This window comes from Pseudomonas sp. FDAARGOS_380, assembly GCF_002591235.1.
GTDB lineage: Bacteria > Pseudomonadota > Gammaproteobacteria > Pseudomonadales > Pseudomonadaceae > Aquipseudomonas > Aquipseudomonas salmasensis.
Genome location: NZ_CP023969.1, coordinates 5,449,772 through 5,476,107 on the forward strand (window position 1 = coordinate 5,449,772; position 26,336 = coordinate 5,476,107).

A 26,336-nucleotide genomic window follows, 5' to 3' on the forward strand; every position below is an offset into this window, starting at 1 on the left:
CACGCAGCATGTTGCCGATCCGTCGCGATATCCGTTTTGCCTTGCCTGCCGAGCGCATCAAGAACTGGCACGAACAAGGGCCTGTGGTCAGCCATTTCTTCAATGCCTTGTCGTTGCTGTTTCCCCAGGGCGAGCTGTTCTTCATGGACAGCGTGCGCCACTACCGTGGGCAGATCGACGATGCCGAACTGAAAAAAGAGATCCAGGGGTTTATCGGCCAGGAGGCCATGCACAGCCGCGAGCACGTGGCCTACAACGATTTGCTGCAAGCCGCCGGCCTACCAGCGCACACCCTCGACCGACGCTTGAAGTTCTTCCTCGACCTGCAGAAAAAACACCTGCCGCCGTCGTTCAACCTGGCGGTGACCATCGCCTTGGAACACTACACCGCGATGCTCGCGGAAATCCTGCTGAGCGACCCGTCGCGCTTTGGCGACTCACTCAAGGGTTACCAGCAGATGTGGTACTGGCACGCACTGGAAGAGACCGAACATAAAGCCGTGGCGTTCGATGTGTGGAACACCGTGATCAAGCCAGGGCCTGCGCGTTACCTGCTGCGCACTGGCACCATGCTGACCACCAGCGTGCTGTTCTGGGTGGTGGTGCTGGATTTTCACGTGCGCCTGTTGATTGCCGACCGCACTTCGGGTGGCACGCTGAAGGGGCTGTGGCGCATGGTTAAATTCTTGTATGGACCCAAAGGGGTGTTTCCACGGATGTTCCGGCCGTGGCTGCATTATTTCAAGCCGGGCTTTCATCCCTGGGATCATGACAACCGGGCGCGGTTGGCGGGCATTGACCGGTTGGTCGAAGAGATAGAGCGTACACGCCGAAGTTATGAGTCGGCCTAGTGTCAGGGATTAATCCTGCCGTCTGTAGGAGCGAGCTTGCTCGCGAAAAACGTCAACGATGACGCGTGCTTCCTGAATGAACGCGGCGCCTGTGAGTTTCTCGCGAGCAAGCTCGCTCCTACATAAAGCAATGAGGTTTACGCCAGGCTCTTGCTGACCACCTCAAACACATCGCTGGACAGCTCACCCGCGCCCAGGATGCGTTCCAGCTCCGCTTTCATCAGCGCCTGCCGTGCGCTGTCGTATTTACGCCAGCGGGTCAACGGCGCCAGTTGGCGCGAGGCGATCTGCGGGTTCAAGGTATTGAGCTGGATCACCAGGTCCGCCAAGAAGCGGTAGCCCGAGCCATCCGCCGCATGGAAGTTGATCAGGTTCTGCCCGGCAAAGGCGCCCACCAGCGCGCGCACCTTGTTGGGGTTCTTGATGGTGAACGCCGGGTGCTGCATCAACGCCTTGACCCGCGCCAGCCCGCCCGGCAAGGTGCTGCCGGCCTGTACGCTGAACCATTGATCCATGACCAGCGGGTTGTCCTTGAAGTTCTCGGCAAACACCGCCAAGGCCTGGGCTTTCTCTGCTTCGAACGGCGAGTTCACCAGCACCGCCAACGCGGTCAGGCGTTCGGTCATGTTATCGCTGGTGTCGAACTGATCCAGGGTGGCCGCCAATACTTCCGGCTTGCCGCTGAGCATCAAGTACGACAGCGCGATGTTCTGCAGGGCACGCCGGGCGAAGTGCTCTGCCTCTGCCACGTAAGGCGTTTGCTTGGACAGTTCGCGGTTGGCCTGGTAGCGCAACCACAACCCTTCGAACAGGTTATCGGCCAGTTGCTTGCGGGCAAACTCGCGGGCAGCGTGGATGGCATCCACATCCGCCACTTCGCTGATTTCTGTGAGGTAGGCTTCACTCGGCAGCGAAAGCATTTCGGCGACCATGGCCTGGTCCAGGCTTTCATCGCTCAACACCGTGCGCAACGCGTCGATCAGGCGTTGATCAAGTTTGAGCGGCTGGCCGGCCTGATGCTGGCCGATCAGCTCCTGCAACACCTGCACGGCCAATTGCTGGCCGGCATCCCAGCGGTTGAAACCGTCGCTGTCGTGCTGCATCAGGAACATCAGTTGATCGCGGCTGTAGGGGAAGCTGAGCTTCACCGGCGCCGAGAAACCCCGCAGCAACGAAGGCAAGGGTTTTTCAGCGATGTCGACGAAGGTAAACGTCTGCTCCGCTTCGGTCACCGAGATTACCCGCGAAGTGTCGCCCGCCGCTGCTTCACCGGCCAGGCGCAAGGCAATACCGGCGCCCTGCCCGTCCAGCAAGCCCAGCTCAACCGGGATCACAAAGGGCAGTTTTTCGACCTTGTCCGGAGTCGGCGGGCAGCTCTGGCGGAAGGTCAGGCTGTAGGTCTTGGCCGCCGCATCGTAGGCTTCGCTCACCGCCAGACGTGGGGTGCCGGCCTGGCTGTACCAGCGTTTGAACTGGCTGAGGTCGGCCCCATTGGCGTCTTCCATGGCCTTGATGAAGTCGTCGCAGGTCACGGCCTGGCCGTCATGGCGTTCGAAATACAGGTCGCTGCCTTTGCGAAAGCCCTCGGCGCCGAGCAAGGTGTGGATCATGCCGACCACTTCCGAGCCCTTTTCATAGACGGTCAGGGTGTAGAAGTTGGAGATCTCGATAAAGCTGTCCGGGCGCACGGCGTGGGCTATGGGGCCGGCATCTTCAGCGAACTGATGGGTACGCAAGTACGCCACGTCCTGGATGCACTTGACCGTGGCCGAGTTCATGTCGGCAGAGAAACCCGAGTCACGGAACACGGTGAAGCCTTCCTTGAGCGACAGCTGGAACCAGTCGCGGCAGGTGACGCGGTTGCCCGACCAGTTGTGGAAGTATTCGTGGGCAACGATGGCCTCGACGCGCTGGTGAGCGGCATCGGTGGCCGTTTCGGCGCGGGCCAGCACGGCGCTGGAGTTGAAGATGTTGAGGCCCTTGTTTTCCATGGCGCCCATGTTGAAGTCGTTGACCGCGACGATCATGAAGATGTCCAGGTCGTACTCGCGGCCGTAGGTCTCTTCGTCCCAGCGCATGGATTTTTTCAGGCTGGTCATGGCGTGCTGGCACTTGTCGATATTTTCCGGCTCGACATAGATGCGCAGCGCGACTTCGCGGTTGGTCATGGTGGTGAAGCTGTCTTCAACGCACCACAGGTCACCGGCCACCAGCGCAAACAGGTACGCCGGCTTCTTGAACGGATCTTCCCAGGTCGCCCAGTGCCGGCCGTCTTCACCAGGGCCGCTGGCGATCGGGTTGCCGTTGGACAACAGCACCGGGTAGCTGTGTTGCTCGGCGATCACCGTGGTGGTGAACACGCTCATCACATCCGGGCGGTCGAGGTAATAGGTGATCTTGCGGAAACCTTCGGCCTCGCACTGGGTGCAGAACATACCGCTGGATTTGTACAAGCCTTCCAGGGCGGTGTTGGTTTCCGGGTGGATCTTGACCGTGGTGTCCAGGGTGAAGGTTTCACGCTGGGGATGCAGGGTCAGGTGGCTGTCGGTCAGCTGGTAATCGGCGGCGGTCAGTTCCTGATCCGCGAGGGTGACGCTCAGCAACTCAAGCTGCTGGCCATCGAGCACCAGCGGTGGCAGGCCGGTGCCACGCTCGGGGTTGCGGCGCATCACCAGCTGCGCGTGGACCAGGCTGTGGTCCTCGAACAACTCGAAGGTCAGGTGCGTCTCGTCGATCAGGTAGTCCGGCGCCTGATAGTCCTTAAGGTAAATCATCTTCGGTTGTTCGGTGCGCATGCTGGGGATCCTTCTACTGATGCACGGCGAGCTGGTAGGCCGTGTATTTACGAATGTTGATGACGCCGGTGTCGAAGATCAGGTATTGGCCCTTGATCCCCAGCAGCGTGCCTTCGGCAATCGGGTTCTTGTCCAGGTTGAAGCTGACGATCTTGGTCGGATACTGCTCGACCGGGTAGCGGATTTCAATCGGCTCGATGTCGGCAATGGTTTGGATGGCTTGCAGCCCAAAGCGTTCCTGCAAACCCAGCAAGCCCTCGGCGCAAGAGGCGAACAGCTCGTCACGCACCTGCTTGAGGTCCACCGATTGCGCATCGCCCTTGAGCAAGGCGCGCCAGTTGGTCTTGTCGGCCACCTGGCTGCGAAACAGGTCTTCGACGAAGCCCGATTGCTGGCGCGTCGCCACGCGCATGATCGGCAGCGCCTGGCTGGCGCCCTGGTCCAGCCAACGGGTGGGCAACTGCGTAGCCCGCGTAATACCGACCTTGATCCCCGACGAGTTGGCCAGGTACACCACGTGGTCGGTCATGCAGAATGTCTCGCCCCAGCCCGGATCGCGGCAGGTGCCGGCGTCGTAATGGCAACGTTCGGGGCTCATGATGCACAAGTCACACTGGGCCAGCTTGGTCATGCAGGGGTAGCAATAGCCCTGGCTGAAGCTGGTCTTGGTCTTGCGCCCGCAATGGCTGCAATGAATCGCGCCCAGGTACTCCAGGCGTACATGGGTGCCGATCAGTGGATTGACCGGCACCTCGGTGTTTCCTAAGCGAAAGGCGTATTGAACGGTCGGCTCACCGAGTTGCGCCGACATTTTGCTGACTGCACCGCGACCAATTTCAATCAATGGATCGCATCCGACTTGAACAGGATGTTCGGCACCGGTGCCGATTTCGATGCGCATTCCTGCGGGCCCATATAGCCGGTGCGTTGCTCTTCGGGCAGGTTCTGGATTTCCCAGGCGATCACCGCTTGCAACGACAGCTCGCGCTGCTCGGCGGTGAGCTTGCGGCCATCGGACCATTTGCCGATCTCTACGGCGAGCTTGAGGCTCTCGTAGATGTCCGGGGTGATGTTTTCGATCATTTCAGCAAAAGAGGACATAAGGCTCTTCCTTATCAAAGAGACGCTTTGCGACGGTTGTACAAACCGCCGAGCAAACCCGTCAAGCAACCGATGACCAACCCGCCCACATGGGCCGCGTTGGCGATTTCGCCGAAACCGATCATCGAGACCAGCCCCGACAGGCAGAGCAGCAACCACACCAGCATCATCACCAGCACCCCACGGGGCAGGCGATAGGCCGGGTTGGGCGACAATAATTGAAAGATCCAGCAGTGCCCGAGCAGGCCGTACAACACGCCGGACAAGCCGCCAAACAAACCGGGGCCACCGTAGGCGTATTGCGCGTAGTTGGAGGCCAGGCTGAACAACAGGGTCAGGCCCAGCAGGTTGATACCGCCCTGGCGCGCTTCAATGCGCCGGCCCAGCTCCCAGTACCACATGCCGTTCATGGCCAGATGCAGGATGCCGAAGTGGATCAGCATCGGCGTGACCAGGCGCCACCACTGCCCCGAGGCCAGGGTGTCGGCCAGCGGCGTGAACTGGATGTACTCGCCCAGCACGCGGAACGGCAGGAAGGTCAGCCAGGCCATGGTTTGCAGGTTTTCACCCAGCAAGGTCACGGCAGCGACGATGAGACTGGCCAACAGCACCAGCGCGGTGACCGGGCTGTGGCGCACCTGCTGGACAAAACCTGGCCGCGCAACGGGCGCCTGCTCGGGAATGTCCAGTTGCTGGTCCGGGTCGCCAGCGGGGAAACGTTGATACAACACGCGCACGTCGTCACTGATGGCCTCGGGCACCCACAGCACCTGTTCACCCGCCTCCTCGCTGACGCGGTGCGGCACCTGCATGCGGTGCAGCAACTTGACGAAGCCGCCCAGGTCGACGCTCAGGGGCAAGCGCAATACAGCTACGGTACTCATGGGATGGCCTCTGGTCGCTCAACGTCGACCCATACGAATTTATGCGGATCCAGTTGGGTTTCCTGGTCGAGTCGATACGCCACCAGCTTGCCGTAGAGCACGGCGCTGTAGTCCAGGCAGGCCAGGTTCGGGCGGATCGGCGCCGGTTTGCCGCTGCGCCAGTAGTGGCCGACGAACAACAGCGGTTCATCGACGCCGTAGCGCAGCAGGGAATTCTTTTGTGTGGACGACAATGGCGTACGCGCCACCGGCTCCGGCAAAGCGTCGGGCTGGAACACGATGTCGCCGTAGGTCTTGGGGTCGTCTTCCCAGAACTTGGTGCGAAAGAACGAACGCGTCAGGCCATCGCCACCGGTCAACGTCAGGCCGTCGGGCAGGCGCATATCGGTGCCGCGCAACAGACGGTCGAACGCATTGCAGGCGAAACTGCCCGGTACGGCGGCGGCTTGCAGGAAGTGTTGGTCGATGCAGCCGTCCGGGAAGGTGGCGCGCAACGGCTGGATGAAGCCTTCATCCCAGCACGCGTGCACCACGCGAAAACGCCCGGCGTCGACAAAGAGCGGCATGTCGTAGAACCAGCCGAGGAAGTCGTGCCAATCGGCCGGGTGGTGTTCGAACTGGGTCAGGGTCTCGTGGATCAAGCGGGCGTGGCGCGGGTTATGCTCACGCACAAACTGCTTGCCGCTGCCCGGCGGGGCCGGCGTGGTCCAGCCCAGCGCATTGAACTCGTGGTTGCCCATGATGCACAGCGCCTGGCCGGCCTCGGTCATATCGTGGACGATATGCAGCGCCTCGCGGATGCGTGGGCCACGGTCGATGATATCGCCCAGGAACACGGCCATGCGTGACGGATGGCGCCAGGTGCCGCCCTGCTTGTGGTAACCCAATTGGTCGAGCAAGTGCTCAAGGGTATGAGCGCAACCGTGCACGTCACCAATCAGGTCGTAGCTACGCGCGGGATCGAGCATCAGTCGCCTCCACCTCCCAAGCGGCTGCCCCAGCCCAACTTGGTGCGGCACACTTCGTAGTAGTTGTGATCCAGCGGGTGGATCAAGCGCAACTTCTGTGCCTTCTTGCTCACGGTGATGGTGTCACCGGGGGCGCAGGTGAAATGGTTCTGCCCGTCGCAGGAGACTTGCGGGTAGATTTGCATGTCTTTGGACACCACGATTTTCAGCTCACTGTTGCCATCGACCACAATTGGCCGACTGGACAACATATGGGGGTACATCGGCACGATCACAATGGCATCGAGCTTGGGGTGCATGATCGGGCCGCCGGCCGACAGCGCGTAGGCAGTGGAACCGGTGGGCGTGGCGACGATCAGGCCGTCGGCCTTCTGGCTGCACACGAACTGGCCGTCGATGTACAGCTCGAATTCGATCATGCGCGTGGACTTGCCGGGGTGCAGCACCACGTCGTTGAGGGCATCGCCCTGGCCGATCGCCTCGCCGTGGCGGCGCACTTCGGCTTGCAACAGGAAGCGGTTCTCTACCAGGTAATGGCCGTCGAGCACCTTGGCCACTTCGACTTCCAGCTCGTCGGGGCGGATGTCGGTGAGGAACCCCAGGCTGCCGCGGTTGATCCCCAGCACCGGCACATTATGCCGCGCCAGCGCCCGGGCAGCGCCGAGCAGGCTGCCATCGCCGCCGACCACGATGACCATGTCGCACACCTCGCCAAGCATCTTGCGCGACGAAGTTTGCAGGCCGTGGCCGGGGAGGATTTCAGCGATGGTGTCTTCGAGGATCACATGCAGGTGGCGCTCGAGCAGAAACTTCTTCAGCCGGCGGACGGTGTCCAACACCTGGGTACTGCCCAGGCGACCGATAATGCCGATATTGCGAAAGTGCTCCATGGGGCTCCTGCGGAATCTGGGGTGAGGCAAAAAGAGCGATTATGGGCGAAAGGCCGCCTCAGGCAAAATCCTTTGTCGCCGCCACGCCTTGATGACAATGGTTCTCAGGCACCTTGCGCACGCTGAAAAGGCTATGCTCGGAACATGACGCCATTCCCCGACTTGCACACCCTGCCCCGCCAACTGCGCCACCCCGAGGTGCGCGACCTGGCGTGGGTGATGCTCGCGCCTCCGATGCTGGCGCAGACGCCTTGGCCCCAGCGCCACCCGCTGGCCGGCAGTGACTGGGTGAAGGCCCCTCACCAGCTCGAAGCCTGGTTGCGCCAGCTGGACCAGGACAGCAGCGCGTTGCAGCAGTGGCTGAGCCTGTCACGCACCCGGCGCCTGGGCCTGTATTACGAACGCTTGTGGCAATTTGCGGTGCAGCATGCGCCGGGCGTGGAGTTGCTGGCCGCCAACCTGCCGATCCGCCGTGCCGGGCACACCCTGGGCGAGCTGGACATGCTGGTGCGCGACCGCGATGGGGTGCACCACCTGGAGCTGGCGATCAAACTCTACCTGGGCCCGCAGGACGGCAATGGCCAGGACGCCGCGCAATGGCTGGGGCCTGGCTGCCATGACCGGCTGGACCGCAAGCTGGCACACCTGACCCAGCATCAATTGCCGATCTCCGCGCGGGCAGAAAGCCGCGAGGCCTTGGCGGCGTTGGATATCCAACAGTTCGATGCGCATTTGTGGCTCGGCGGCTATCTGCTCTACCCCTGGCCCGGCGCGGCGCACTCCCCCCTCGGCGCTCACCCGCAGCACCTGCGTGGGCGCTGGTTGCATCAGCGCGATTGGGCGGGCTTTGTCAGCACTCGCCCAGCGGGCCGCTGGCAACCCCTGCCCCGGCATGCCTGGCTGGCGCCCGCGCATTACCCGGCCGATGAGGTGTGGAGTGAGGTGCAGATGCAAGGTTGGCTGGCAGACCTGGACCCAATGGCCCCGGCGCAGTTGCTGGTGCGCATGGTGCCCAACGGTGAGGAGTGGGAAGAAGCCGAGCGGTTGTTTCTGGTGGCCGATCTTTGGCCGAATGTGCCGGGGACAGGCTGATACAGGTGTGGTGTGTTTGAGGGCCTCTTGGCAGCATAGGTATCTACACAACGGTGGTGCGACGCTGGACCTGTGGCTAGGGAGCTTGCTCCCGTGACGACCGGATAGCCGACGCTGTTCTAACTGACGCAACGCGATCCAAATGTGGGAGCTGGCTTGCCTGCGAAGACGGCCTGACAGTCAACACAGTTGGATGGTGTACATATCCATTCCTGCGGTAACGGCCACCTAGGGTTCCGCTCTGACAGCCAGCCCTTTCAAGGTCTTTTCGTTTTGGCAGCCTTGATTACCCTGTCCGTTGAAACATGCGCATTCACCGCCTTGCCTTGCACCCATGTCTTGGGTTTAGGCACCTTGGGGCCGCGGGGACTTTTCGCAACTTGTTTGGGTTGGATGTTTCTGGCCAGCTCCAACAAACGCTGGGCCAACTTTTCCACAGGGATGGCGGGAAGATATTCCGAGGGAAGTGCAATCTGCATTCCCTCATAACCACTCCTGACCTGGACCGCCAAGTGATAGATCGAGGCTTCCCAGCCATCAGGCTGGGTCTCCCGATGGGCTTGCTCCACGCTTCGCTTGAGTACGGCCAGGACGTTGTAGGCCAACACTGCCGTAGTGAACCCGAGCAAAGCAGCCTTTGGGCTGCCGAGAGTTTCGATTTCACTTTCCAGGATCGCTTCCAGTCGCTGGAACATACCTTCAATGCTCCAGCGGCGGCGATAGAGTTGCGCGATCTGCTCAGCGCTGACGCTTTCAGGCAAGTTGCTCCAGAACATCAAGCTGCTGTCACCCGAGTCTGTTGGCGAATGAAGCGTCAGTTCGACGCGCCGACATTGGTAACCGCCTCTGACCTGGATGATCTGCTCACGCACAGAGCCTGTTTCCACAGGCACGGGTTCTTGCCACTCACCCTCTTGAATCAGGCGTGGATGTTTGGCTTGCTGGCGAATGACAAAGGACGTCTGGACCTGCTCACAAGCTTCCATTACCGGAAGCGTGCAGTAGAGTCGGTCAGCCAGCCACACCTGGCCCGGTTCAGCATTAGCCAACAGAGGCAACACGCAAACGCGCTCGCTGGCGTAGGCATCCTCACATGCCTGAAGGTCGATGACCTGATCGAGATCAGGATCGTAGACCACTACCGAAAAACCGGGACGAGCCGCACCTCGCTCCTGGCGTAAAGCCCCCAGACGCTTCTCAGTGGATGCCAGGTGATTGCCATCTACCACGCGAACCTGCCAGTCCGGCAGCATCGTCGTGCAACCCAGTTCTTTGATGGTTGGAGTCAGTCGTTGCGCACTACCGGTGACCAGAGCGCGCAATAGCGCGGGTTCAGTACGACTGATTTTGTCGTAGAGCGCCGCCAAGCTGACAGGGAGATCTTCCAGTTGCCGCGCGGCGGCGTGCAGGGATGGCTTCAAGCCCAATGAAACAAGGGACATCAGCTTGATTATGGTCGAGAACAGTAGTTCACGAGAATACTGCCGTTGCCGATGTTCTTCGAAGACCTGATCGACCCACTCAGGGGCAATAGCTTGCTCCAGCGCCAATTTGGCCATGACGCTGGCAGGTGCTTTTTTCTCGAAACGCGCTAGAACATCGGCCCACATCGTTTGGGATCCCTGAATGAAATTTCAGGGGATTTTACCGAAGACCTTGAAAGGGATGGCTCTGACAGCGGCTCACTTTTGAAAAGAGCCCAAAAGTAAGCAAAAGGCTCTTGCCCCACCACTCGGCACCTCGCTTAGGCTCGGTGTGCCCGAACGCAGGCTTGAATCCGTGGGCCGCCGTCATGGGCCATCCTTGGCCCAGGACGGCTAACCCGGCGTCCTGCCGGGTTACCCCCGAATTCAAGCCTGCGTTCGGCCAGCGTGGTTTAACGGGGCGCCTAAGATCAAAAGCAGATCAAGATCAAGAGCGGCTCGCTTCGCATCGTAGTTACCGTCGGCTGCTACAGGCTACAAAGTTGTGTAGATACCTATGCTCATCGCAGGCAAGCCTCCCACATTTTGACCGCGCCGCTGGCTTGCCTTTTGTAGGAGCGAGCTTGCTCGCGAAAAACTCACTGGCGCCGCGTTCATTCAGCAAACACGGGTTATCGTTGACGTTTTCGCGAGCAAGCTCGCTCCTACAGAATTGGCCGCAGCGCCGATTCCGGATAGGTGGTGTGTGTGTTGGGCCTCATCGCAGGCAAGCCAGCTCCCACAGTTTGACCGCGCCGCTGGCTTGCCTTTTGTAGGAGCGAGCTTGCTCGCGAAAAACTCGCTGGCGCCGCGTTCATTCAGCAAACACGGGTTATCGTTGACGTTTTCGCGAGCAAGCTCGCTCCTACAGAATGGGCCGCAGCGCCTACCCCATGTGGGAGATGGCTTGCCTGCGAAAGCGCTAGCCTAGGCACTACAGCTTATCGATGTGCTGATAATCCAACTGCAACCCAACCGCCAATTCTTCAGCCCGCCCCAACCTGATCGGCCCGCGCTCGATATCAATCAATACGCCTGGGCACTCCAATCGCGGCAGCGCGCCCATCGCCTTGAGTCGTCCATCGGTCACCACCAGCAACTTCTGCTGCTCGGCGGGATAGCGCTTGCGCCGTGCCGCCAACCAATGCCCCGCCTCTGTCAGCGCAGCCAGCAATGGCGTGCCGCCGCCCGCACCCAACTGCGCCAACCACTCGGCCAAGCCTTTCGCCGCCTTCAAGCCCTGCACTTGCCACTTCGGTGACTGCCCGCTAGCCGTGAGCAACGCCATGCGCGCCCGTTGCCGATAAGCATCGTCAAACAACTGAGCCAACAACCCCTTGGCGTCGGTCAACGCCCGATGGCGCCGCGTGGACGCCGAGGCATCGACAATCACCAGCCACAGCTCAGGGGCTGACCGGCTACGCAGATGCAACAGCAGGTCCGCACGGCATTGCGGCCGACCACCGAGCAACGTGCCCGGCCAATTGATCGCCCCGCGCTGTGCGCTGCGGGCTTTGCCCTGCCGGCCGCTGTTCAACCGCCCCGCGTGGGGCCGGGCATCCGCCCCCGCGTCAGGTCGGGGGCGGATGCCTAGGGCTTTTTTGGCCAGGTGGGTACATCGCGGCGTGCGCCCGTGGGCAAGGCAGGTGCGGGCATATCGCCCCATTGGCCTTGGCCGGGCGAGGTGTCAGAGGGGGAAGGCGACGGCCCGTCACTCGGCTCGGGCGGCGCGCCTGGCGGAGTCTGTTGTTGACGACGATGGCGCAAGGCAAATTCTGCCACCGCATCGATATCGTCCTGCTCGATAGCGGCCGCACCACGCCACGCCGCATGGGCACGGGCACCACGCAACCAGACCAGGTCGGCGCGCAAGCCGTCGACCCCTGCGGCAAAGCAGCGCTCGGTGATGAGGGCCAACGCCTGGTCATCCAGGGCGATGCTGTCGAGCCGTGCCCGCGCCTGGGTGCAACGCTCACGCAAGGCGGCTTGGGCTGGCGCCCACTGCGTGCAGAACGCCGACGGGTCGGTGTCGAAATCCAGGCGGCGACGGATGATCTGCCCACGCTCGGCGGGCAAGGTCTGCCCGCTCAACGCCACGTTGAAGCCGAAGCGGTCGAGCAACTGCGGGCGCAGATCGCCCTCCTCCGGGTTCATGGTGCCGATCAGCACAAAGCGCGCCGCATGGCGATGGGAAATCCCGTCGCGCTCGATCAGGTTGGTGCCGCTGGCGGCCACGTCCAACAGCAAGTCCACCAAGTGGTCGGCCAGCAGGTTGACTTCATCCACGTACAACACGCCGCCATCGGCCTTGGCCAACACGCCGGGGGAGAATTGTGCGCGGCCTTCGCCCAGTGCAGCGTCCAGGTCCAGGGTGCCGACCAGGCGTTCTTCGGTCGCGCCCAGGGGCAAGGTCACAAACTGCCCGCTGGCCAGCAGGTCCGCCAGCCCACGGGCCAGAGTGGACTTGGCCATGCCCCGTGGCCCTTCGATCAGCACGCCGCCGATCTTCGGGTCGATGGCGGCCAGGCACAGCGCCAGCTTCAAGTCATCAGCGCCGACCACGGCGGACAGCGGGAAATGGGGAGTATCAGTCATAGTCAACTCTTAATAGCTCGTTCCAACGCTCCCGCGTGGGAACGCTTCGCTGGACGCTCGGCGTCCGTTTTTGTGACGCAGAGCGTCACGGGCTGCATTCCCACGCGGAGCGTGGGAACGATCACTCAGCTGTCTTCTTCTATGTCCAGCAACAGGTTTTCCAAGGCTTCGCGGTACGCCCCCGGTGCCTGCCACAAGCCACGTTGTTGGGCTTCGAGCATGCGTTCGGTCATGTCGCGCAGGGCATCGGGGTTGTGCTGTTGCACAAAGGCACGGGTGTCAGGGTCCAGCAGGTAGGCATCGGCGAGCAAGGCGTATTGGTGGTCGTCAATCAGCGCGGTGGTGGCGTCGAAGGCGAACAGGTTGTCCACGGTCGCGGCCATTTCAAACGCGCCTTTATAGCCATGGCGCTTCACGCCTTCGATCCACTTGGGGTTGGCCGCACGGGAACGAATCACCCGGTTGAGCTCTTCCTTCAAGGTGCGGATTTTCGGCAAGTCAGGCTGGCTATGGTCGCCATGGTAGCTGGCGGCCTTGTCACCGCTCAGGGTTTCCACGGCGGCCAGCATGCCGCCCTGGAATTGGTAGTAGTCGTTGGAGTCGAGCAAGTCGTGCTCCCGATTGTCCTGGTTCTGCAACACCGCCTGCACCTGGCTCAAACGCTGGGCAAATTGCTCGCGGGCTGCGGTGCCTTCATCGGAGCCACCGTAGGCGTAACCGCCCCAGTTCAGGTAGACCTCGGCCAAGTCCTCGCGGCTCTGCCACAAGCGCCCGTCAATCGCGCCCTGCACGCCTGCGCCATAGGCGCCCGGCTTGGCGCCAAAGATGCGCCAGCCGGCCTGCTTGGCCGCTGCAGCTTCATCCAGGCCCGACTCAAGCAACGCTTGGCGTTCGCTGCGCACCTTGGCGGCCAGCGGGTTCATGTCGTCGGGTTCATCCAGGGCCGCCACTGCCTGCACCGCCGCATCGAACAGGCGGATCAGGTTGGCAAACGCATCGCGGAAGAACCCGGACACGCGCAGGGTCACGTCCACACGCGGGCGGTCCAGAAGGCTGATCGGCAGTATTTCAAAGTCGTCCACCCGCTGGCTGCCGGTGGCCCATACCGGGCGCACGCCCATCAGCGCCATGGCCTGGGCAATATCGTCACCGCCGGTGCGCATGGTGGCGGTGCCCCACACCGACAGGCCCAGCTGACGCAGGTGGTCGCCGTGGTCTTGCAGGTGCCGCTCAAGAATCAGGTTGGCCGACTGGAACCCGATGCGCCAGGCCGTGGTGGTTGGCAGGTTGCGCACGTCCACGGTAAAGAAGTTACGCCCCGTCGGCAGCACATCGAGCCGCCCGCGACTCGGCGCGCCACTGGGCCCCGCCGGGACAAAGCGCCCACTCAAGGCATCGAGCAAACCACGCATCTCTGCGGGGCCGCAGGCATCCAGGCGGGGCGCGACGACAATGCGCAGGCTTTCGATCACCGACTTCACCTCGTGCCAGCCGGGCTCTTCCAACTGCTCGATGGGCCCTTCCAATGCCTGCTCGATCAAGCGCGCTGCGTACAACTCCAGACGTTCACGGGTATCCCCGGCGGTGCGCCACAGCTGATCGTCAATCTTCTGCAACACAAACGGGCGCCGCCCCGTCCAGGGCTCGGCCAATGCGCAATCGAGCGGATCAAACCCCAGCTCGAACGCCTTGGCCAACACCCGCAGCAGGCTCGACTGCGGGCCCCGGCCATCGCCACGGGGAATGCGCAACAGCGCCAGCAAGGTGTCGATACGCAAGCGGCCCTCGGGCGACTCGCCAAAAATATGCAGGCCATCGCGGATCTGCGATTCCTTCAAGTCGCACAGGTAGGTATCCAGGCGCGGCAGCCACACCGCCACGTCCGCCTCACTGCCCAATTCCAACTCCTGGTCGATACGGGTTTCGCGCACCAGCTTGAGGATGTCTTTTTGCAGCTCCAGGGCACGGCGCGGGTCGAGCAATTGCGCTTCGTAATATTCGTCGGCCAGCAACTCAAGGTCACGCAGCGGGCCGTAGGTTTCGGCGCGGGTCAGCGGCGGCATCAAGTGGTCGATGATCACCGCCTGGGTGCGCCGCTTGGCCTGGGCGCCCTCACCCGGGTCGTTGACGATAAACGGGTAGATATTCGGCAACGGCCCCAGCAGTGCATCCGGCCAGCAATGCTCCGACAGGCCCACACCTTTGCCGGGCAGCCATTCCAGGTTGCCGTGCTTGCCCACATGGATCACGCCGTGGGCGCCGTAGGTATGGCGCAGCCAGAAATAGAACGCCAGGTAGCCATGGGGCGGAACCAGGTCCGGGTCGTGGTACACGGCGCTGGCATCCACCTGGTAACCCCGGGCCGGCTGGATGCCGACAAAGGTCAGGCCCAGGCGCAGGCCAGCGATCATCATGCGGCCATCGCGGCACATCGGATCGTTTTGCGGGGCACCCCAACGCTCCAGCACGGCCTGGCGATTGGAGGCCGGCAAGCGATCAAACATCGCCTGGTATTCCACAAGGCCCAGGCTTTGATGGCAGGGGCGCAGGTCTAGGCTGTCGAGGTCGTTGGTGACGCCGCCGAGCAGTTCATGGATCAGCGCGGTGCCGCTCTCGGGCAGCCGCTCCGCCACCGGGTAGCCTTCAGTTTGCAAGGCGCGCAGGATATTCAGCGCCGCCGCCGGGGTGTCCAGGCCCACGCCGTTGCCGATGCGACCGTCGCGGGTCGGGTAGTTGGCCAGGATCAACGCAATCCGTTTCTGTGCATTGGGCACCCGCGCCAACTCGACCCAGCGGCGTGCCAGCTCAGCAACAAAATCCATGCGCTCGGGCGCTGCGCGGTAGCACACCACGTCCGACTGGCTGCGCTCGCTGCGCCAGGCCAGGTCCTTGAAACTGATCGGCCGGCTGATGATGCGCCCGTCCAGCTCCGGCAAGGCAATGTGCATCGCCAGGTCGCGGGGCCCCAGGCCCTGTTCACTGGCCTGCCAGCCGGGTTGGTTGTCCTGGGCGCAGATCGCCTGGATCACCGGGATATTGCGGCGAAACGGGCGCAAATGCGGAGCTTCCGGGCTCGATTGGGCAAAGCCGGTGGTGTTCAGAATCACCGCGGCTTGCACGCCATCCAGCAGGTCCTCGACCACCGTGAGGCAGCCGGGCTCTTTCAAACTGGCCACCGCAATCGGCAACGGGTTGAGGCCCGCCGCTTGTAAGCGCTGGCAGAACACATCGATAAAACCGGTATTGGCCGCCTGTAAATGGGAGCGGTAGAACAGCACCGCAGCCACGGGCCAGTCAGCGTGCCAATCGGCCTGCCAGTCATTGAGGCGGGCATTGGCGGTGTGCGGGTGATAGATCGCCGTGCGTGGCAGCGCTTGCGGCTCGGCCCAGGCATAGTCGCGGCCCAGGTGGGTACTGGCCAGGCAGTGGTAAAAATCCAGGGCATTGCCCAGGCCACCTTGGCGCAGGAAGTGCCACAGGCGCTCGCGGTGTTCGACAGCAACGCTGCTCAGGCCGCTGAGTTCCGGGTCCGGGCGGTCGTCACCCGGCACCAGGATCAGGGTGACGCCGCGCTCGGCCAACTCCACCAGGCGCTCGATACCGTAGCGCCAATAGCCGATGCCGCCGTGCAATGACAGCAGGATGACCTTGGCGTGGCGCAATACCTCGTCGACGTACAGGTCGACCGAGGCATGGTTCTGCACCTGCATCGGGTTGGCCAGGCGCAGGCTGGGGTAGTCCTCGGGCAATTGCTGGGCGGCTTCGGCGAGCAGCGCCAGGCTGGAATCGCCGCTGCACAGGATCACCAGTTCAGCGGGGGTCTGGCCAAGGTCGGCAATATTGTCGTCCGCGACGAAACCACCGGGTTGGGTCCTGAGCAGGTGCATGGTTAAACGCTGAGGGCGGCGCGCAATTGCGCTTCAAGGCCGGCGGCGTCCAGTTCCTGGCCGATCAGCACCAGGCGCGTGGTGCGTGCTTCGTCAGCGCCCCAGGCACGGTCGAAGTGCTTGTCAAAGCGCGTGCCCACGCCCTGGATCAGCAGACGCATCGGTTTGTTGGGGATCGCGGCGAACCCTTTCACACGCAGGATGCCGTGCTGCACCACCAACTGGGTCAGAGCGTCGAGCAACAGCGCTTCGTCGGCTTGGGGCAAGTCGATGGAGATGGAATCGAAGGCATCGTGATCGTGGTCGTCTTCACCTTCGTGGTGATGGTCGTGATGGCTGTGACGCCCGTCGATATGCTCCTCGGAACCGGCGCCCAGGCCGATCAGCACGTCCAGAGGCAGGCGACCGCTGCTGGCTTCGATGATCTTCACCGCGGGCGGCAATTCTTCGGCGACTTCCAGGCGCACACGGGCCAGGTCTTCGGCACTGATCAGGTCGGTTTTGTTGAGAATCACCAGGTCGGCGCTGGCCAACTGGTCGGCGAACAGCTCGTGCAACGGCGATTCGTGGTCCAGGTTGGGGTCAAGTTTGCGCTGGGCGTCGACCTGGTCCGGGAAGGCGGCAAAGGTGCCGGCAGCCACGGCCGGGCTGTCGACCACGGTGATCACCGCGTCAACGGTGCAGGCGCTGCGGATTTCCGGCCACTGGAAGGCTTGCACCAATGGCTTGGGCAGGGCCAGGCCTGAGGTTTCGATGAGGATATGGTCCAGGTCACCGCGACGGGCGACCAGTTCACGCATCACCGGGAAGAACTCTTCCTGCACGGTGCAGCACAGGCAACCGTTGGCCAGCTCGTAGACGCGGCCATTGGCTTCTTCTTCGGTGCAACCGATAGAACACTGCTTGAGGATTTCACCGTCAATGCCCAGCTCGCCGAACTCGTTGACGATCACCGCAATGCGACGGCCCTGGGCGTTGTCGAGCATATGGCGCAACAACGTGGTTTTGCCCGAGCCGAGGAAGCCGGTAACGATGGTGACGGGAAGTTTGGCCAGTGTTTTCATCGGATGCCCTTTGGGGCGGGCATACGGGACGACAGGCCCTGCGGCGGCGCGCAGCAGCGGATTTCGTCACCGGATCACCCCGCCCGGTTGAATTGGAAAATCAGTCGCGAGGCAGGTCTCCTGGCTTGGGGTGTGCAGGTCTTGCGACCAACGCTGACTGCGCCTTCCCGCCCTATCGGCAGTGGCGTGGCAGTCAACTGAACCCTTCACAGTTGCGGGGGCAGCCGCGGCTTGAACCGCGTTCCCTTCTTAGCTTCGGCCTGGGCCGAAGAACCTCGAGGGTGCAAGGCTACAGGGGCTTGCAGCATTTGACTACCGTCCCCGGCCCATGCTCTCCTACACCTCTTGTTTCGGGTGCCCTTCACAGGGTGAAACGGGAAACCGGTGCGTCATAGACCTATGACCAGTCCGGTGCTGCCCCCGCAACGGTAAGCGAGCGAAGCGTCATGGCCACTGTGCGTTTGCATGGGAAGGCGACGCTTTCAGGAGGCCTCTTTCAAGAGCCACCCCTCGCAAGCCCGGAGACCGGCCCGAAAAAATCAGATAACAAACCCGCGGTGGGCGGGCGCTGTTCGAACCCTGCGTGCCTGGCGCGTGGGGTCTTCTATGCGCTCGTTTCACCCTGACACCTGAAAGGGACGCGCCATGTCGATCATCAGCAGCACTTCGCACTCCGCCACTAGCACCGCCACCCTCAGCCAACGCCTGACCGCCGCCATCGGCGCGTCAATCCTGGGCGCGTGCCTGGTGTATTTCGCCGGGTTTTCGCATATCGAGGCGGTGCACAACGCCGCCCACGATACCCGCCACAGCGCCGCGTTCCCGTGCCATTGAGAGCTGCCGACATGATCAAGCGTATTGCGCAAACCGCAGGTTTCACCGGGCTGTTGGCGGCCCTGCTGCTGACCCTGCTGCAAAGTTTCTGGGTGGCACCGCTGATTCTGCAGGCGGAAAGCTATGAAAAAGCCCCGCCAGCCGCCGAAGTGGCGCATGAGCACGCCGCTGGCGCCGCAGCCCACACCCACGACGCCCAAGCCTGGGAGCCGGAAGATGGCTGGCAGCGCGTGCTGTCCACCACCGGCGGCAACCTGGTAGTGGCAGTAGGCTTTGCGCTGATGCTCGCCGGCCTCTACACGCTGCGCGCGCCGACCCGCACCGCCCAAGGCCTGCTCTGGGGCCTGGCCGGCTACGCGACCTTTGTACTGGCGCCCACCCTGGGCCTGCCCCCGGAACTGCCCGGTACCGCGGCCGCTGACCTGACGCTGCGCCAGACCTGGTGGATCGGCACTGCAGCATCGACCGCCGCCGGCCTGGCGCTGATCGTATTCGGCCGCAATTGGCTATTGAAAGGCCTTGGGCTGGCGATCCTTGCCGTGCCCCACTTCATCGGCGCGCCGCAACCTGAGGTGCATTCGATGCTGGCTCCGGAGGCGCTCGAAGCGCAGTTCAAGATCGCCTCGCAATTGACCAACGTGGCCTTCTGGTTGGCCCTGGGCCTGATCAGCGCCTGGTTGTTTCGCCGCAATCGCGACGACCAATACTCGGCATGATTCTGGTTGTCGGGCTTGGCTGCCAGCGGGGCTGTGAGGTTCACAGCCTGCTGGCGTTGCTGGACAGCGCCCTGGCCGAGGCCGGCATTGAGCGCTCACGCGTGACTGCGCTGGCAAGCATTGACCGCAAACGCGATGAGCCTGGCCTGCTGGCCCTGGCCCAGCGGTTGAACCTGCCCTTGCAGTGCTTGAGTGCCGAACAACTGGTGGGCTATGAGCATCGGCTGAGCCATCGCTCTGCGCTGGCTTTTGCCCACACCGGCTGTTACGGCGTGGCCGAAAGCGCCGCCCTGGCCCTGGCCGAGCACCTGTCCAATGGCCCCGCGCGCCTGCTGATCACTCGCCAGAAAAGCGCACAGGCCACCCTTGCATTGGCCTGCGCAGGGTAAAATCCCGATAATTGCCGCTTTCGATCATGAGCAATCTTCATGCTCGCCCGTTTTTCAACAGGACTTCTCCATGACCGTCTACTTTATCGGCGCCGGCCCCGGCGACCCGGAATTGATCACCGTTAAGGGCCAGCGGCTGATTCGCAGTTGCCCGGTGATCATCTACGCCGGCTCGCTGGTGCCCGCCGCCGTACTGGAAGGTCACCAGGCGCTCCAGGTGGTCAACAGCGCCGAACTGCACCTGGAGCAAATCATCGAGCTGATCAAGACGGCCCATGCCCAAGGCCAGGATGTGGCGCGGGTGCACTCCGGCGACCCCAGCTTGTATGGGGCGATTGGCGAACAAATCCGCCATTTGCGTGAGCTGGGCATCCCGTTCCAGATCATTCCAGGAGTGACGGCTGTCGCGGCGTGCGCGGCCTTGCTGGAGACCGAACTGACCCTGCCGGACATCGCCCAGAGCGTGATCCTGACCCGTTACGCCGATAAAACCAGCATGCCCCCCGGTGAAGACTTCGACAGCCTGGCGCGGCATGGCACCACCATGGCGATTCATCTGGGGGTCAATCACTTGGAAAAGATCGTCGCCGAACTGCTGCCGCACTATGGCGCGGACTGCCCGATTGCCGTGGTGCACAGGGCGACCTGGCCGGACCAGGAGTGGGTGGTGGGTACGCTGAGTGACATTGCCGAGAAAGTCGCGGCCAAGGGGTTTCGGCGTACGGCATTGATCGTGGTGGGCCGGGTGTTGGCCAGTGACAGTTTCAGTGAGTCGTCGCTGTACCGCGCAGGGCATGCGCACCTCTATCGGCCCTGAAGAAACACACTTAACGCGGTTAGAGCCATCGCAGCGTAGTTAGCTATACAGCGCTGGTGCGGCGCTGAACCTGTGGCGAGGGAGCTTGCTCCCGTGACGATCCGACAGTCAGTGCATATCCACCGGACGCTCCGAAATCCAACTGTGGGAGCGGGCTTGCCTGCGATGACGGCCTGACAGCCGATGCTTATCTACCTGACGCACCGCGATCAAACTGTGGGAGCGGGCTTGCTCGCGAATGCGGCCTGGCAGTCAACACAGTTGGATTGGGTACATATCCATTGCTGCGGTAACGGCCACTTAGGGTTCCGCCCTGACGGCGGCTCACTTTTGAAAAGCGCAAAAGTAAGCAAAACGCTCTTGCCCCACCACTCGGCACCTCGCCTAGGCTCGGTGTGCCCGTAATCCGCCAGTGATTTGGGGGGCCGCCGCCACGCGCCATCCATGGCGCGGGGCGGCTAAACCGGCATCCCTGCCGGTTTACCCCCCAAATCCCTGTCGAATTCCGGCCAGCGTGGTTTAACGGGGCGCCTGAGATCAAGATCACAAGCAGATCAAGATCACAAGCAGATCAAGATCACAAGCAGATCAAGATCACAAGCAGATCAAGATCACAAGCAGATCAAGATCAAGAGCGGCTCGCTTCGCATCGTGGTTAGTGTCGGCTGCTACAAACTTGCGAAGTTGTTTAGAGACCTAAGGCTATCGCAGGCAAGCCAGCTCCCACACTTGATCTATTTTGTTAGATGTATCTTATAACTGACTGAATTTTAAGCATAAAAAACGGCGCTCACGGGGCGCCGTTTTTTTATGTTCGCAGTGAACACCTTACTCAGTAGTAGGCGTTTTCTTTCTGCGTGTGGTCGGTCACGTCACGTACGCCCTTGAGCTCAGGAATGCGCTCGAGCAGTGTGCGTTCGATACCTTCCTTCAACGTAACGTCCGCCTGGCCACAGCCCTGGCAGCCGCCGCCGAACTTCAACACGGCGATACCGTCCTCCACCACGTCGATCAGGCTCACCTGGCCGCCGTGGCTGGCCAGCCCAGGGTTGATCTCGGTTTGCAGGTAGTAGTTGATGCGCTCATTGACCGGGCTGTCGGCATTGACGTTCGGCACCTTGGCGTTGGGCGCCTTGATGGTCAACTGGCCGCCCATACGGTCGGTGGCGTAGTCGACCACGGCGTCGTCAAGGAAGGCTTCGCTGAACGCGTCGATGTAGGCGGTGAAGCTCTTGAGCCCCAGGGCGGTGTCTTCAGGCTTCTCTTCGCCAGGCTTGCAGTAGGCAATGCAGGTCTCGGCGTACTGGGTGCCAGGCTGGGTGATAAAGACGCGGATGCCGATACCTGGGGTGTTCTGCTTGGACAGCAGGTCAGCCAGGTAATCGTGGGCGGCGTCGGTAATGGTTATGGCAGTCATGGAAACTCCTCACAGGCTTGCCCGCAGTTTACGCCAAATTATTACCCAGGTACAAAGTCCGAGTGTTTTTGTCGGGAAAGACCTGATCCTGCTGACCGAACCCGCTGGCGCTCCTACCGGTTTCTGCGAAAACCTATGCCTACCTATGTAGGCCACCTGCAAAACCGCGCTGAATATAGTGAATCCTCTTCGACCAAGGATTGTGAGGATTGCATGAACAACGCGTTGCAGAGTTTCTATTTCAACGGCTTGCCTGAACAGCAAGCGCACCTGGACCATCTGATTGAGTTCGTGACGGCGCACATTTCACGTTCAGTAACCGCCGCCGAGGTGTACTACTACCCTCCCCCGCAGTCCGAGCTGAATCGCGAGTGCAAGGAAGCCTTTCGGGTCCTGGCAAAACTGGAGGCCGATGAAGACTTTCAGCAGTTCCTGCGGGACAAGCCTGAACCGGATAATTCTCTGCTAGGCCGGGACTTTCTTTACGATCTGCTCTCCACCCTACTCAGCAGCGCCCGCTCGCCGGTACCCGACCCTCCCGAAACGTTCAGCATCGCCGACCGTTCGGTGATTCTGCGCCATGTGCCCACCTATTGGTACATCGACGTCGATGTGTTGCTGGATATCAACCGGCGTGTGGGTAATGGTCTTAAAAGTGACGGTTCGGTACGGTTCGACCTGGTGCTCAAGTATTACGCCATCCTCCCGTCCCATCCAAAAACCGGCGAACAGTGGAAATCGGTTCTTTATGGCTTGCAGGAACACTGCGCCCTGAAAAAACTCGGCCACGAAGGCAGCATCAGCGATCTGCAGCATTTACTGGATGCGCCTGCTGACAAAAAGATCAAGTCTGTTATCCAAGAGATCCAGACACACACCCGTAAATCACTGTTCCAATGCGTGCTGCCGCCGACCTTTTCCTCATCACAGCAGGCCATGCTCAGCACCACGCCGACGGTCTTGCTTGAGCAGATTCTCAACAGTCCGAGCAACCTAGCGCTGGCCGAGCGTATCGCCAAGGCGCTGGACTGGTACGGCAGCCAAAAGGCGCAAACCTGCCCACAACCGGTGCTGGTGAAGTTGCTGTGGCGCGCACTTTGGCTGACGATCATCCCCAACCCACGCTCGACGTTGGATAACGAATTGAAGTTATTCATCACGCCTGGGGCGTCTTACAAGTCGGTCCGCCAAGACCTGATCAGCCAGTATCACCACACCTTGTCGATCAGCACTGACGCGGCGCAACTGGCCATGTGCGTGGTCAAGGCCAATGTCGCCAGCGAAGTATGGGTGGCCGATATTCCCGATGACCTGCCCTACGCCGCCGCCAGTACCTGGGTCAACTTCAGAAGCGGTTTTCTGCTGGCCGAAACACTTGCGCCCGGCTCATCGCGCCACATGAGCTTCGAGCAACTGCTCAACCTGACGGCGGAGCATTTTCGTGCCAGCGGCGATGACGTCAAACAACAGGCTCTGGTCGCGGCGGCCAAGCTGGGCCCTACCGTGCAATGGGCGCAGGCCAACGGCCTGATTGCCAGCCGAAAGTCGGGCCACTCCCGCGAGGAGCTCGCTCAGGCCGTCACCGCGCTGGAACAGCATGAGTATGAGGTGTTCAACGCGGTCCAGAACCTTGCGCTCCATCTGCCCAGCCGTTGGCGCTCGGCGTCGGACGCGGAGTACGACAAAGCCTTCCGTGAAGCCCTTGAGCGCCCGAGAAACGCCTATAAGGTACTGATCCAGTCCCTGCTTGCCCATCTGGGTAGCTGGACCCTGGATGTGGACCGGGACGAAATCACGGTGTACTCATTGAGAGAGGCCCTGAACAAGGTGCCCATCGAATATGAAACCAAACGCAAGGCCGATGCCGTTCGCTACCGCACGGGTTTTATTCTGCGCATCGTCAAGGCTCGCGATCCTTTCAGCGCCCTCTACGTCGAGGTGTTCCCCCTCGCCGGCGTGATTCGCCGACGTGGCGATATCGATACCCTGCCGCTCAATGGCAAAGTGGTCGAACTGCGTGACGCCATGAGTTGGTGCAAATACAGATTGGCCACCGAAGTGCCCTTTGATCGCGAGGCCTACCGCGAGAACAAAGCGCCCAGGCGCGGCAAAAAGGCCGAGATGATCGTTGAACAAGTCGGCGAAACATTGCCTGGCATCGATTCGCACACATCGCGCCCCTCATCGTTCGCGCCCAACACGCTGTATGCGCCACGCAGTGAAGCGCTGGCGAGCATGATCGCCCGCGAGCTGTTTTTTTGCGACGAAGAAGCCCTGCTGGAAAAAACCCGCAAAGACACACGCGAAGTGGACATCGGCGCAGAGGTACTCGAAGATTTGGCGTTCTGGGGCAAGATATTTGTCCCGTTCTGGGCCGGTATCGAAGACATCGCCTCCGGCGATCCCCAGCGCATCAAATCCGGCGTCGCCAGCTTGTTCATCGACATCGTGGCTTTCGCATTGCCGGTGGGTCGGTATGTGGCCGGCTCTACCCGCCTGCTCATCCAGGCGGGCAAAACCGGGCTGCGCCTGGCGATGCCGAAACTGGCGAAACTCACGGGAAAACTGGTGATTGCCACCCTCCAGGAATTCAACCCCCTGGCCGCCCTGCCCAGCCTGCTCAGGCTGGCGCGCATGGGCATGCTCAAGTTGGGTCACAAACTGATGCGCCAGACGAAACGGGGCATCGCCCTACTGCGCGATGGGACAATCGCCGCCAGGCACATGCGTTCGGTCGATCCTGACAGTTGGAAGCCGCTGCTGGCTGGCGATCGACTGTTTACTGTCGACGGTTTTGCCAATATCCCGATGCGTAACGTCGGCAGCCTCGACGCCCCCGATTATCGCCTGATCGACGCCGCCTCAAATACCGCCTTCGGGCCGCGTTATCGAGAGCCGATCACAGTCATCAGCAACAGCAGCCCGTTGATCCGTCGATACGCGGTCGACCCCGAGTTGATCAGGGGTCTGACGCCCGACGCTCGCGGCCTCTTCTCCCGAGCGGACTACAATCAAAAGTTCATCTGCAATATCGATGATAAGGGCAAGATCGCGGTGTACCAGGTACGCGACAATTCCTACGGGTTTATTCAGGAGACCGCCGCAGGCGCCGACAACAGCTTTTCGATCGTACTGGTCAATCCAAAGACCAACCGCGACTTATCGATCACGTTGTCCTCGGTCGAGCCCGGTCACTGGTACTCAAGCCAGATCAAACTGGCAGGCGGCGCGCCGGATGCACCCAACGTGGTAACGCCATCGATACTGTTGAAATGGACCGAGGCCAGCGAAGAGGCCCTGAAAAAAACCATGGACACCTTCGTCAGCACTTACAACCTGAACCCCACTGCATTTCGCCAGTTCGTCAACAGCCGCAACACCCTGACGCGCAGAGGCCAACAGATGCTCGACCGTGTGGGAACCGCCCGTTCCAGCGTGACCTACGACCACCTGGAGCGCTGGAGCAAGGTATCCCAACGTGAGCGCAACAGCCTTACCCTTGAAGGCTTCGCCGCCGATCACAACCTTGACCCGGTGGACTTTGCCGAGCATGTAAACCTGGACGGCAGCTACCGGGCGGCAGGCAAAGTGCTGGCCAAGTATGCCAGCGGCGGCGACTTCGATGTGCTGACGCCCGAGCACTTGAAAGCCTGGAACACACACTACAACGCTGCCAATTCACGGGTCTCGATGCTCTCGTTTGTCGAAGCCAAAAACCTCAACCCGGTGATATGGCGCAGTTACGTCAATGACAATGGCAGCATGACCCGCGCCGGTCGGGAGATGTGGCTGTTCGGACAAAGAAGCCCGCTGGACCAGCCGGTCGCCAGGAAACGGCCTGCACCGCCCCCTACAGCAGGCAGTTCAAAACGCCCGCGCCTGGAAGACAACACCCCACCCACGCGGCGCCGGTCAACCTCGATCACAGGCTCTTTTGATCATAAAATCAACAACAACGCGGCAATTTTGCAAGATCCGACCGACGTCAGGCGCAGCTTGACCCTCGAGCTTGAAGGCCCGCTGCACACCATCGAGATTACCGACGCCAACCGTTTTTTTGACGAGTTCACTGGCCTGCAACACGTCGAAGTCAAAGAAGCTGCGACCAAAAGTATCCGAGAATGGATCTCCAAGGAGGGCAGCCATCATCGCCGCCTTGATCGGCTGTTGGAGGTCAAGAAACTGGCAAATGGCCCGGAGCGAGGCCTGTCGGTGGTGGCCAAGACCGATATAAAGCGCTTCGATGTCCTTGGGCCGTACACCGGCAAGCTGCATCGGGATCAAGCCTCGATCAATGCCGAGATTCTCGAAAAAGGCGAGGCGGCCGTCGGTACGTATTTATTCCAGACCAACACCCAAGGCGCGACCATCAGCGGCCACGGCAACAGCAGTACGCTGAGCCTGATCAATGCGGTCAAGGTGCCGAACCTGCCCGATGTCGGCATTGAAAATGTCGGCGCCCTGTATGTAGGCAAGTACATGGTGTTTTTAATCGCTTGGCGAGATATCCCTGCCGGGACCGAGTTGCTGATGGATTACGGGAAAGCCTACTGGAAGTACATGAGGCCCTGAA

19 protein-coding genes and 2 riboswitches are annotated in these 26,336 nt (G+C 61.6%); of the genes, 7 read left to right on the forward strand and 12 right to left on the reverse strand.

Annotated features, from left to right (window positions below):
• Positions 1-8 precede the first annotated feature (8 nt).
• The gene (locus CRN80_RS25455; RefSeq protein ID WP_003190755.1) at positions 9-851 is read left to right on the forward strand and encodes a metal-dependent hydrolase; all 843 of its coding nucleotides are present in this window, start codon (positions 9-11) and stop codon (positions 849-851) included.
• 137 nt (positions 852-988) lie between these two features.
• Here CRN80_RS25455 and pepN read toward each other — a convergent pair whose 3' ends face one another.
• From pepN to CRN80_RS25485, 6 genes are read right to left on the reverse strand one after another with little or no spacing between them, the layout of a single operon-like run.
• Complete coding sequence (gene pepN, locus CRN80_RS25460; RefSeq protein WP_098951788.1) at positions 989-3,646, reverse strand: aminopeptidase N; 2,658 nt, start codon at positions 3,644-3,646, stop codon at positions 989-991.
• Positions 3,647-3,659: 13 nt separating this feature from the next.
• Positions 3,660-4,490 carry a DUF2797 domain-containing protein gene (locus CRN80_RS25465; protein WP_078467406.1) on the reverse strand — a complete coding sequence of 277 codons (831 nt, stop codon included), beginning with the start codon at positions 4,488-4,490 and terminating at the stop codon, positions 3,660-3,662.
• A complete protein-coding gene (locus tag CRN80_RS25470) occupies positions 4,487-4,747 on the reverse strand; it encodes a YeaC family protein (protein WP_017138108.1) in 261 nt (86 codons plus the stop codon). Before CRN80_RS25470 ends, CRN80_RS25465 begins: the two co-directional genes overlap by 4 nt.
• Positions 4,748-4,761: 14 nt before the next feature.
• On the reverse strand, positions 4,762-5,631 hold the full coding sequence (locus CRN80_RS25475; RefSeq protein ID WP_032892173.1) for a rhomboid family intramembrane serine protease: 870 nt from the start codon (positions 5,629-5,631) through the stop codon (positions 4,762-4,764).
• Positions 5,628-6,602: a metallophosphoesterase gene (locus CRN80_RS25480; protein ID WP_169918605.1), complete on the reverse strand. Its 975-nt coding sequence runs from the start codon at positions 6,600-6,602 to the stop codon at positions 5,628-5,630. The genes CRN80_RS25475 and CRN80_RS25480 overlap by 4 nt, the downstream gene beginning before the upstream one ends.
• Positions 6,599-7,489: an NAD(+) kinase gene (locus CRN80_RS25485; protein ID WP_003190745.1), complete on the reverse strand. Its 891-nt coding sequence runs from the start codon at positions 7,487-7,489 to the stop codon at positions 6,599-6,601. The genes CRN80_RS25480 and CRN80_RS25485 overlap by 4 nt, the downstream gene beginning before the upstream one ends.
• A gap of 144 nt (positions 7,490-7,633) precedes the next feature.
• Between CRN80_RS25485 and CRN80_RS25490 the strand changes: the two genes are divergently transcribed.
• Positions 7,634-8,581 carry a DUF1853 family protein gene (locus CRN80_RS25490; protein ID WP_098951791.1) on the forward strand — a complete coding sequence of 316 codons (948 nt, stop codon included), beginning with the start codon at positions 7,634-7,636 and terminating at the stop codon, positions 8,579-8,581.
• A gap of 257 nt (positions 8,582-8,838) precedes the next feature.
• On the opposite strand, the gene CRN80_RS25495 is transcribed toward CRN80_RS25490, so the two are convergent.
• The 5 genes from CRN80_RS25495 to cobW form a co-directional block, all read right to left on the reverse strand.
• Positions 8,839-10,140 carry an IS4 family transposase gene (locus CRN80_RS25495; protein ID WP_098952559.1) on the reverse strand — a complete coding sequence of 434 codons (1,302 nt, stop codon included), beginning with the start codon at positions 10,138-10,140 and terminating at the stop codon, positions 8,839-8,841.
• 838 nt (positions 10,141-10,978) lie between these two features.
• Positions 10,979-11,581 (reverse strand): VWA domain-containing protein, encoded by a 603-nt coding sequence (locus CRN80_RS25500; RefSeq protein WP_098951793.1) that lies wholly within the window; start codon positions 11,579-11,581, stop codon positions 10,979-10,981.
• A gap of 53 nt (positions 11,582-11,634) precedes the next feature.
• The gene (locus CRN80_RS25505) at positions 11,635-12,639 is read right to left on the reverse strand and encodes an ATP-binding protein (RefSeq protein ID WP_098951795.1); all 1,005 of its coding nucleotides are present in this window, start codon (positions 12,637-12,639) and stop codon (positions 11,635-11,637) included.
• A gap of 125 nt (positions 12,640-12,764) precedes the next feature.
• On the reverse strand, positions 12,765-16,526 hold the full coding sequence (gene cobN / locus CRN80_RS25510) for a cobaltochelatase subunit CobN (protein WP_098951796.1): 3,762 nt from the start codon (positions 16,524-16,526) through the stop codon (positions 12,765-12,767).
• Between the two features lie 2 nt (positions 16,527-16,528).
• Positions 16,529-17,590, reverse strand: a complete 1,062-nt coding sequence (cobW, locus tag CRN80_RS25515; RefSeq protein ID WP_047710668.1) for a cobalamin biosynthesis protein CobW — start codon at positions 17,588-17,590, stop codon at positions 16,529-16,531.
• 92 nt (positions 17,591-17,682) lie between these two features.
• A riboswitch (cobalamin riboswitch) is annotated at positions 17,683-17,883 on the reverse strand.
• Between the two features lie 42 nt (positions 17,884-17,925).
• Positions 17,926-18,139, forward strand: a riboswitch (cobalamin riboswitch).
• Positions 18,140-18,235: 96 nt separating this feature from the next.
• Between cobW and CRN80_RS25520 the strand changes: the two genes are divergently transcribed.
• From CRN80_RS25520 to cobM, 4 genes are all read left to right on the forward strand, one after another.
• A complete protein-coding gene (locus tag CRN80_RS25520; protein ID WP_032892180.1) occupies positions 18,236-18,424 on the forward strand; it encodes a CbtB-domain containing protein in 189 nt (62 codons plus the stop codon).
• Positions 18,425-18,435: 11 nt separating this feature from the next.
• Positions 18,436-19,140 carry a CbtA family protein gene (locus CRN80_RS25525; RefSeq protein ID WP_032892181.1) on the forward strand — a complete coding sequence of 235 codons (705 nt, stop codon included), beginning with the start codon at positions 18,436-18,438 and terminating at the stop codon, positions 19,138-19,140.
• Positions 19,137-19,529: a cobalamin biosynthesis protein gene (locus CRN80_RS25530; RefSeq protein WP_003190731.1), complete on the forward strand. Its 393-nt coding sequence runs from the start codon at positions 19,137-19,139 to the stop codon at positions 19,527-19,529. Before CRN80_RS25525 ends, CRN80_RS25530 begins: the two co-directional genes overlap by 4 nt.
• Before the next feature lie 70 nt (positions 19,530-19,599).
• On the forward strand, positions 19,600-20,346 hold the full coding sequence (gene cobM / locus CRN80_RS25535) for a precorrin-4 C(11)-methyltransferase (RefSeq protein WP_069558666.1): 747 nt from the start codon (positions 19,600-19,602) through the stop codon (positions 20,344-20,346).
• A gap of 832 nt (positions 20,347-21,178) precedes the next feature.
• Here the strand turns inward: cobM and nfuA are convergent.
• On the reverse strand, positions 21,179-21,763 hold the full coding sequence (gene nfuA, locus CRN80_RS25545) for a Fe-S biogenesis protein NfuA (RefSeq protein ID WP_032892187.1): 585 nt from the start codon (positions 21,761-21,763) through the stop codon (positions 21,179-21,181).
• A gap of 213 nt (positions 21,764-21,976) precedes the next feature.
• On the opposite strand from nfuA, the gene CRN80_RS25550 reads away from it, so the two are divergent.
• Positions 21,977-26,335, forward strand: coding sequence for an SET domain-containing protein-lysine N-methyltransferase (locus CRN80_RS25550; RefSeq protein WP_098951799.1), 4,359 nt, complete (start codon positions 21,977-21,979; stop codon positions 26,333-26,335).
• Position 26,336: the final 1 nt, after the last annotated feature.

Excerpts from the sequence above, each read along its gene's own strand:
- CRN80_RS25455 (WP_003190755.1), top strand. The coding sequence starts at position 9 with ATGTTGCCGATCCGTCGCGATATCCGTTTTGCCTTGCCTGCCGAGCGC.
- pepN (WP_098951788.1), bottom strand. The coding sequence starts at position 3,646 with ATGCGCACCGAACAACCGAAGATGATTTACCTTAAGGACTATCAGGCG.
- CRN80_RS25470 (WP_017138108.1), bottom strand. The coding sequence starts at position 4,747 with ATGTCCTCTTTTGCTGAAATGATCGAAAACATCACCCCGGACATCTAC.
- CRN80_RS25475 (WP_032892173.1), bottom strand. The coding sequence starts at position 5,631 with ATGAGTACCGTAGCTGTATTGCGCTTGCCCCTGAGCGTCGACCTGGGC.
- CRN80_RS25485 (WP_003190745.1), bottom strand. The coding sequence starts at position 7,489 with ATGGAGCACTTTCGCAATATCGGCATTATCGGTCGCCTGGGCAGTACC.
- CRN80_RS25490 (WP_098951791.1), top strand. The coding sequence starts at position 7,634 with ATGACGCCATTCCCCGACTTGCACACCCTGCCCCGCCAACTGCGCCAC.
- CRN80_RS25495 (WP_098952559.1), bottom strand. The coding sequence starts at position 10,140 with ATGGCCAAATTGGCGCTGGAGCAAGCTATTGCCCCTGAGTGGGTCGAT.
- CRN80_RS25505 (WP_098951795.1), bottom strand. The coding sequence starts at position 12,639 with ATGACTGATACTCCCCATTTCCCGCTGTCCGCCGTGGTCGGCGCTGAT.
- cobN (WP_098951796.1), bottom strand. The coding sequence starts at position 16,526 with ATGCACCTGCTCAGGACCCAACCCGGTGGTTTCGTCGCGGACGACAAT.
- cobW (WP_047710668.1), bottom strand. The coding sequence starts at position 17,590 with ATGAAAACACTGGCCAAACTTCCCGTCACCATCGTTACCGGCTTCCTC.
- CRN80_RS25520 (WP_032892180.1), top strand. The coding sequence starts at position 18,236 with ATGTCGATCATCAGCAGCACTTCGCACTCCGCCACTAGCACCGCCACC.
- CRN80_RS25525 (WP_032892181.1), top strand. The coding sequence starts at position 18,436 with ATGATCAAGCGTATTGCGCAAACCGCAGGTTTCACCGGGCTGTTGGCG.
- CRN80_RS25530 (WP_003190731.1), top strand. The coding sequence starts at position 19,137 with ATGATTCTGGTTGTCGGGCTTGGCTGCCAGCGGGGCTGTGAGGTTCAC.
- cobM (WP_069558666.1), top strand. The coding sequence starts at position 19,600 with ATGACCGTCTACTTTATCGGCGCCGGCCCCGGCGACCCGGAATTGATC.
- nfuA (WP_032892187.1), bottom strand. The coding sequence starts at position 21,763 with ATGACTGCCATAACCATTACCGACGCCGCCCACGATTACCTGGCTGAC.
- CRN80_RS25550 (WP_098951799.1), top strand. The coding sequence starts at position 21,977 with ATGAACAACGCGTTGCAGAGTTTCTATTTCAACGGCTTGCCTGAACAG.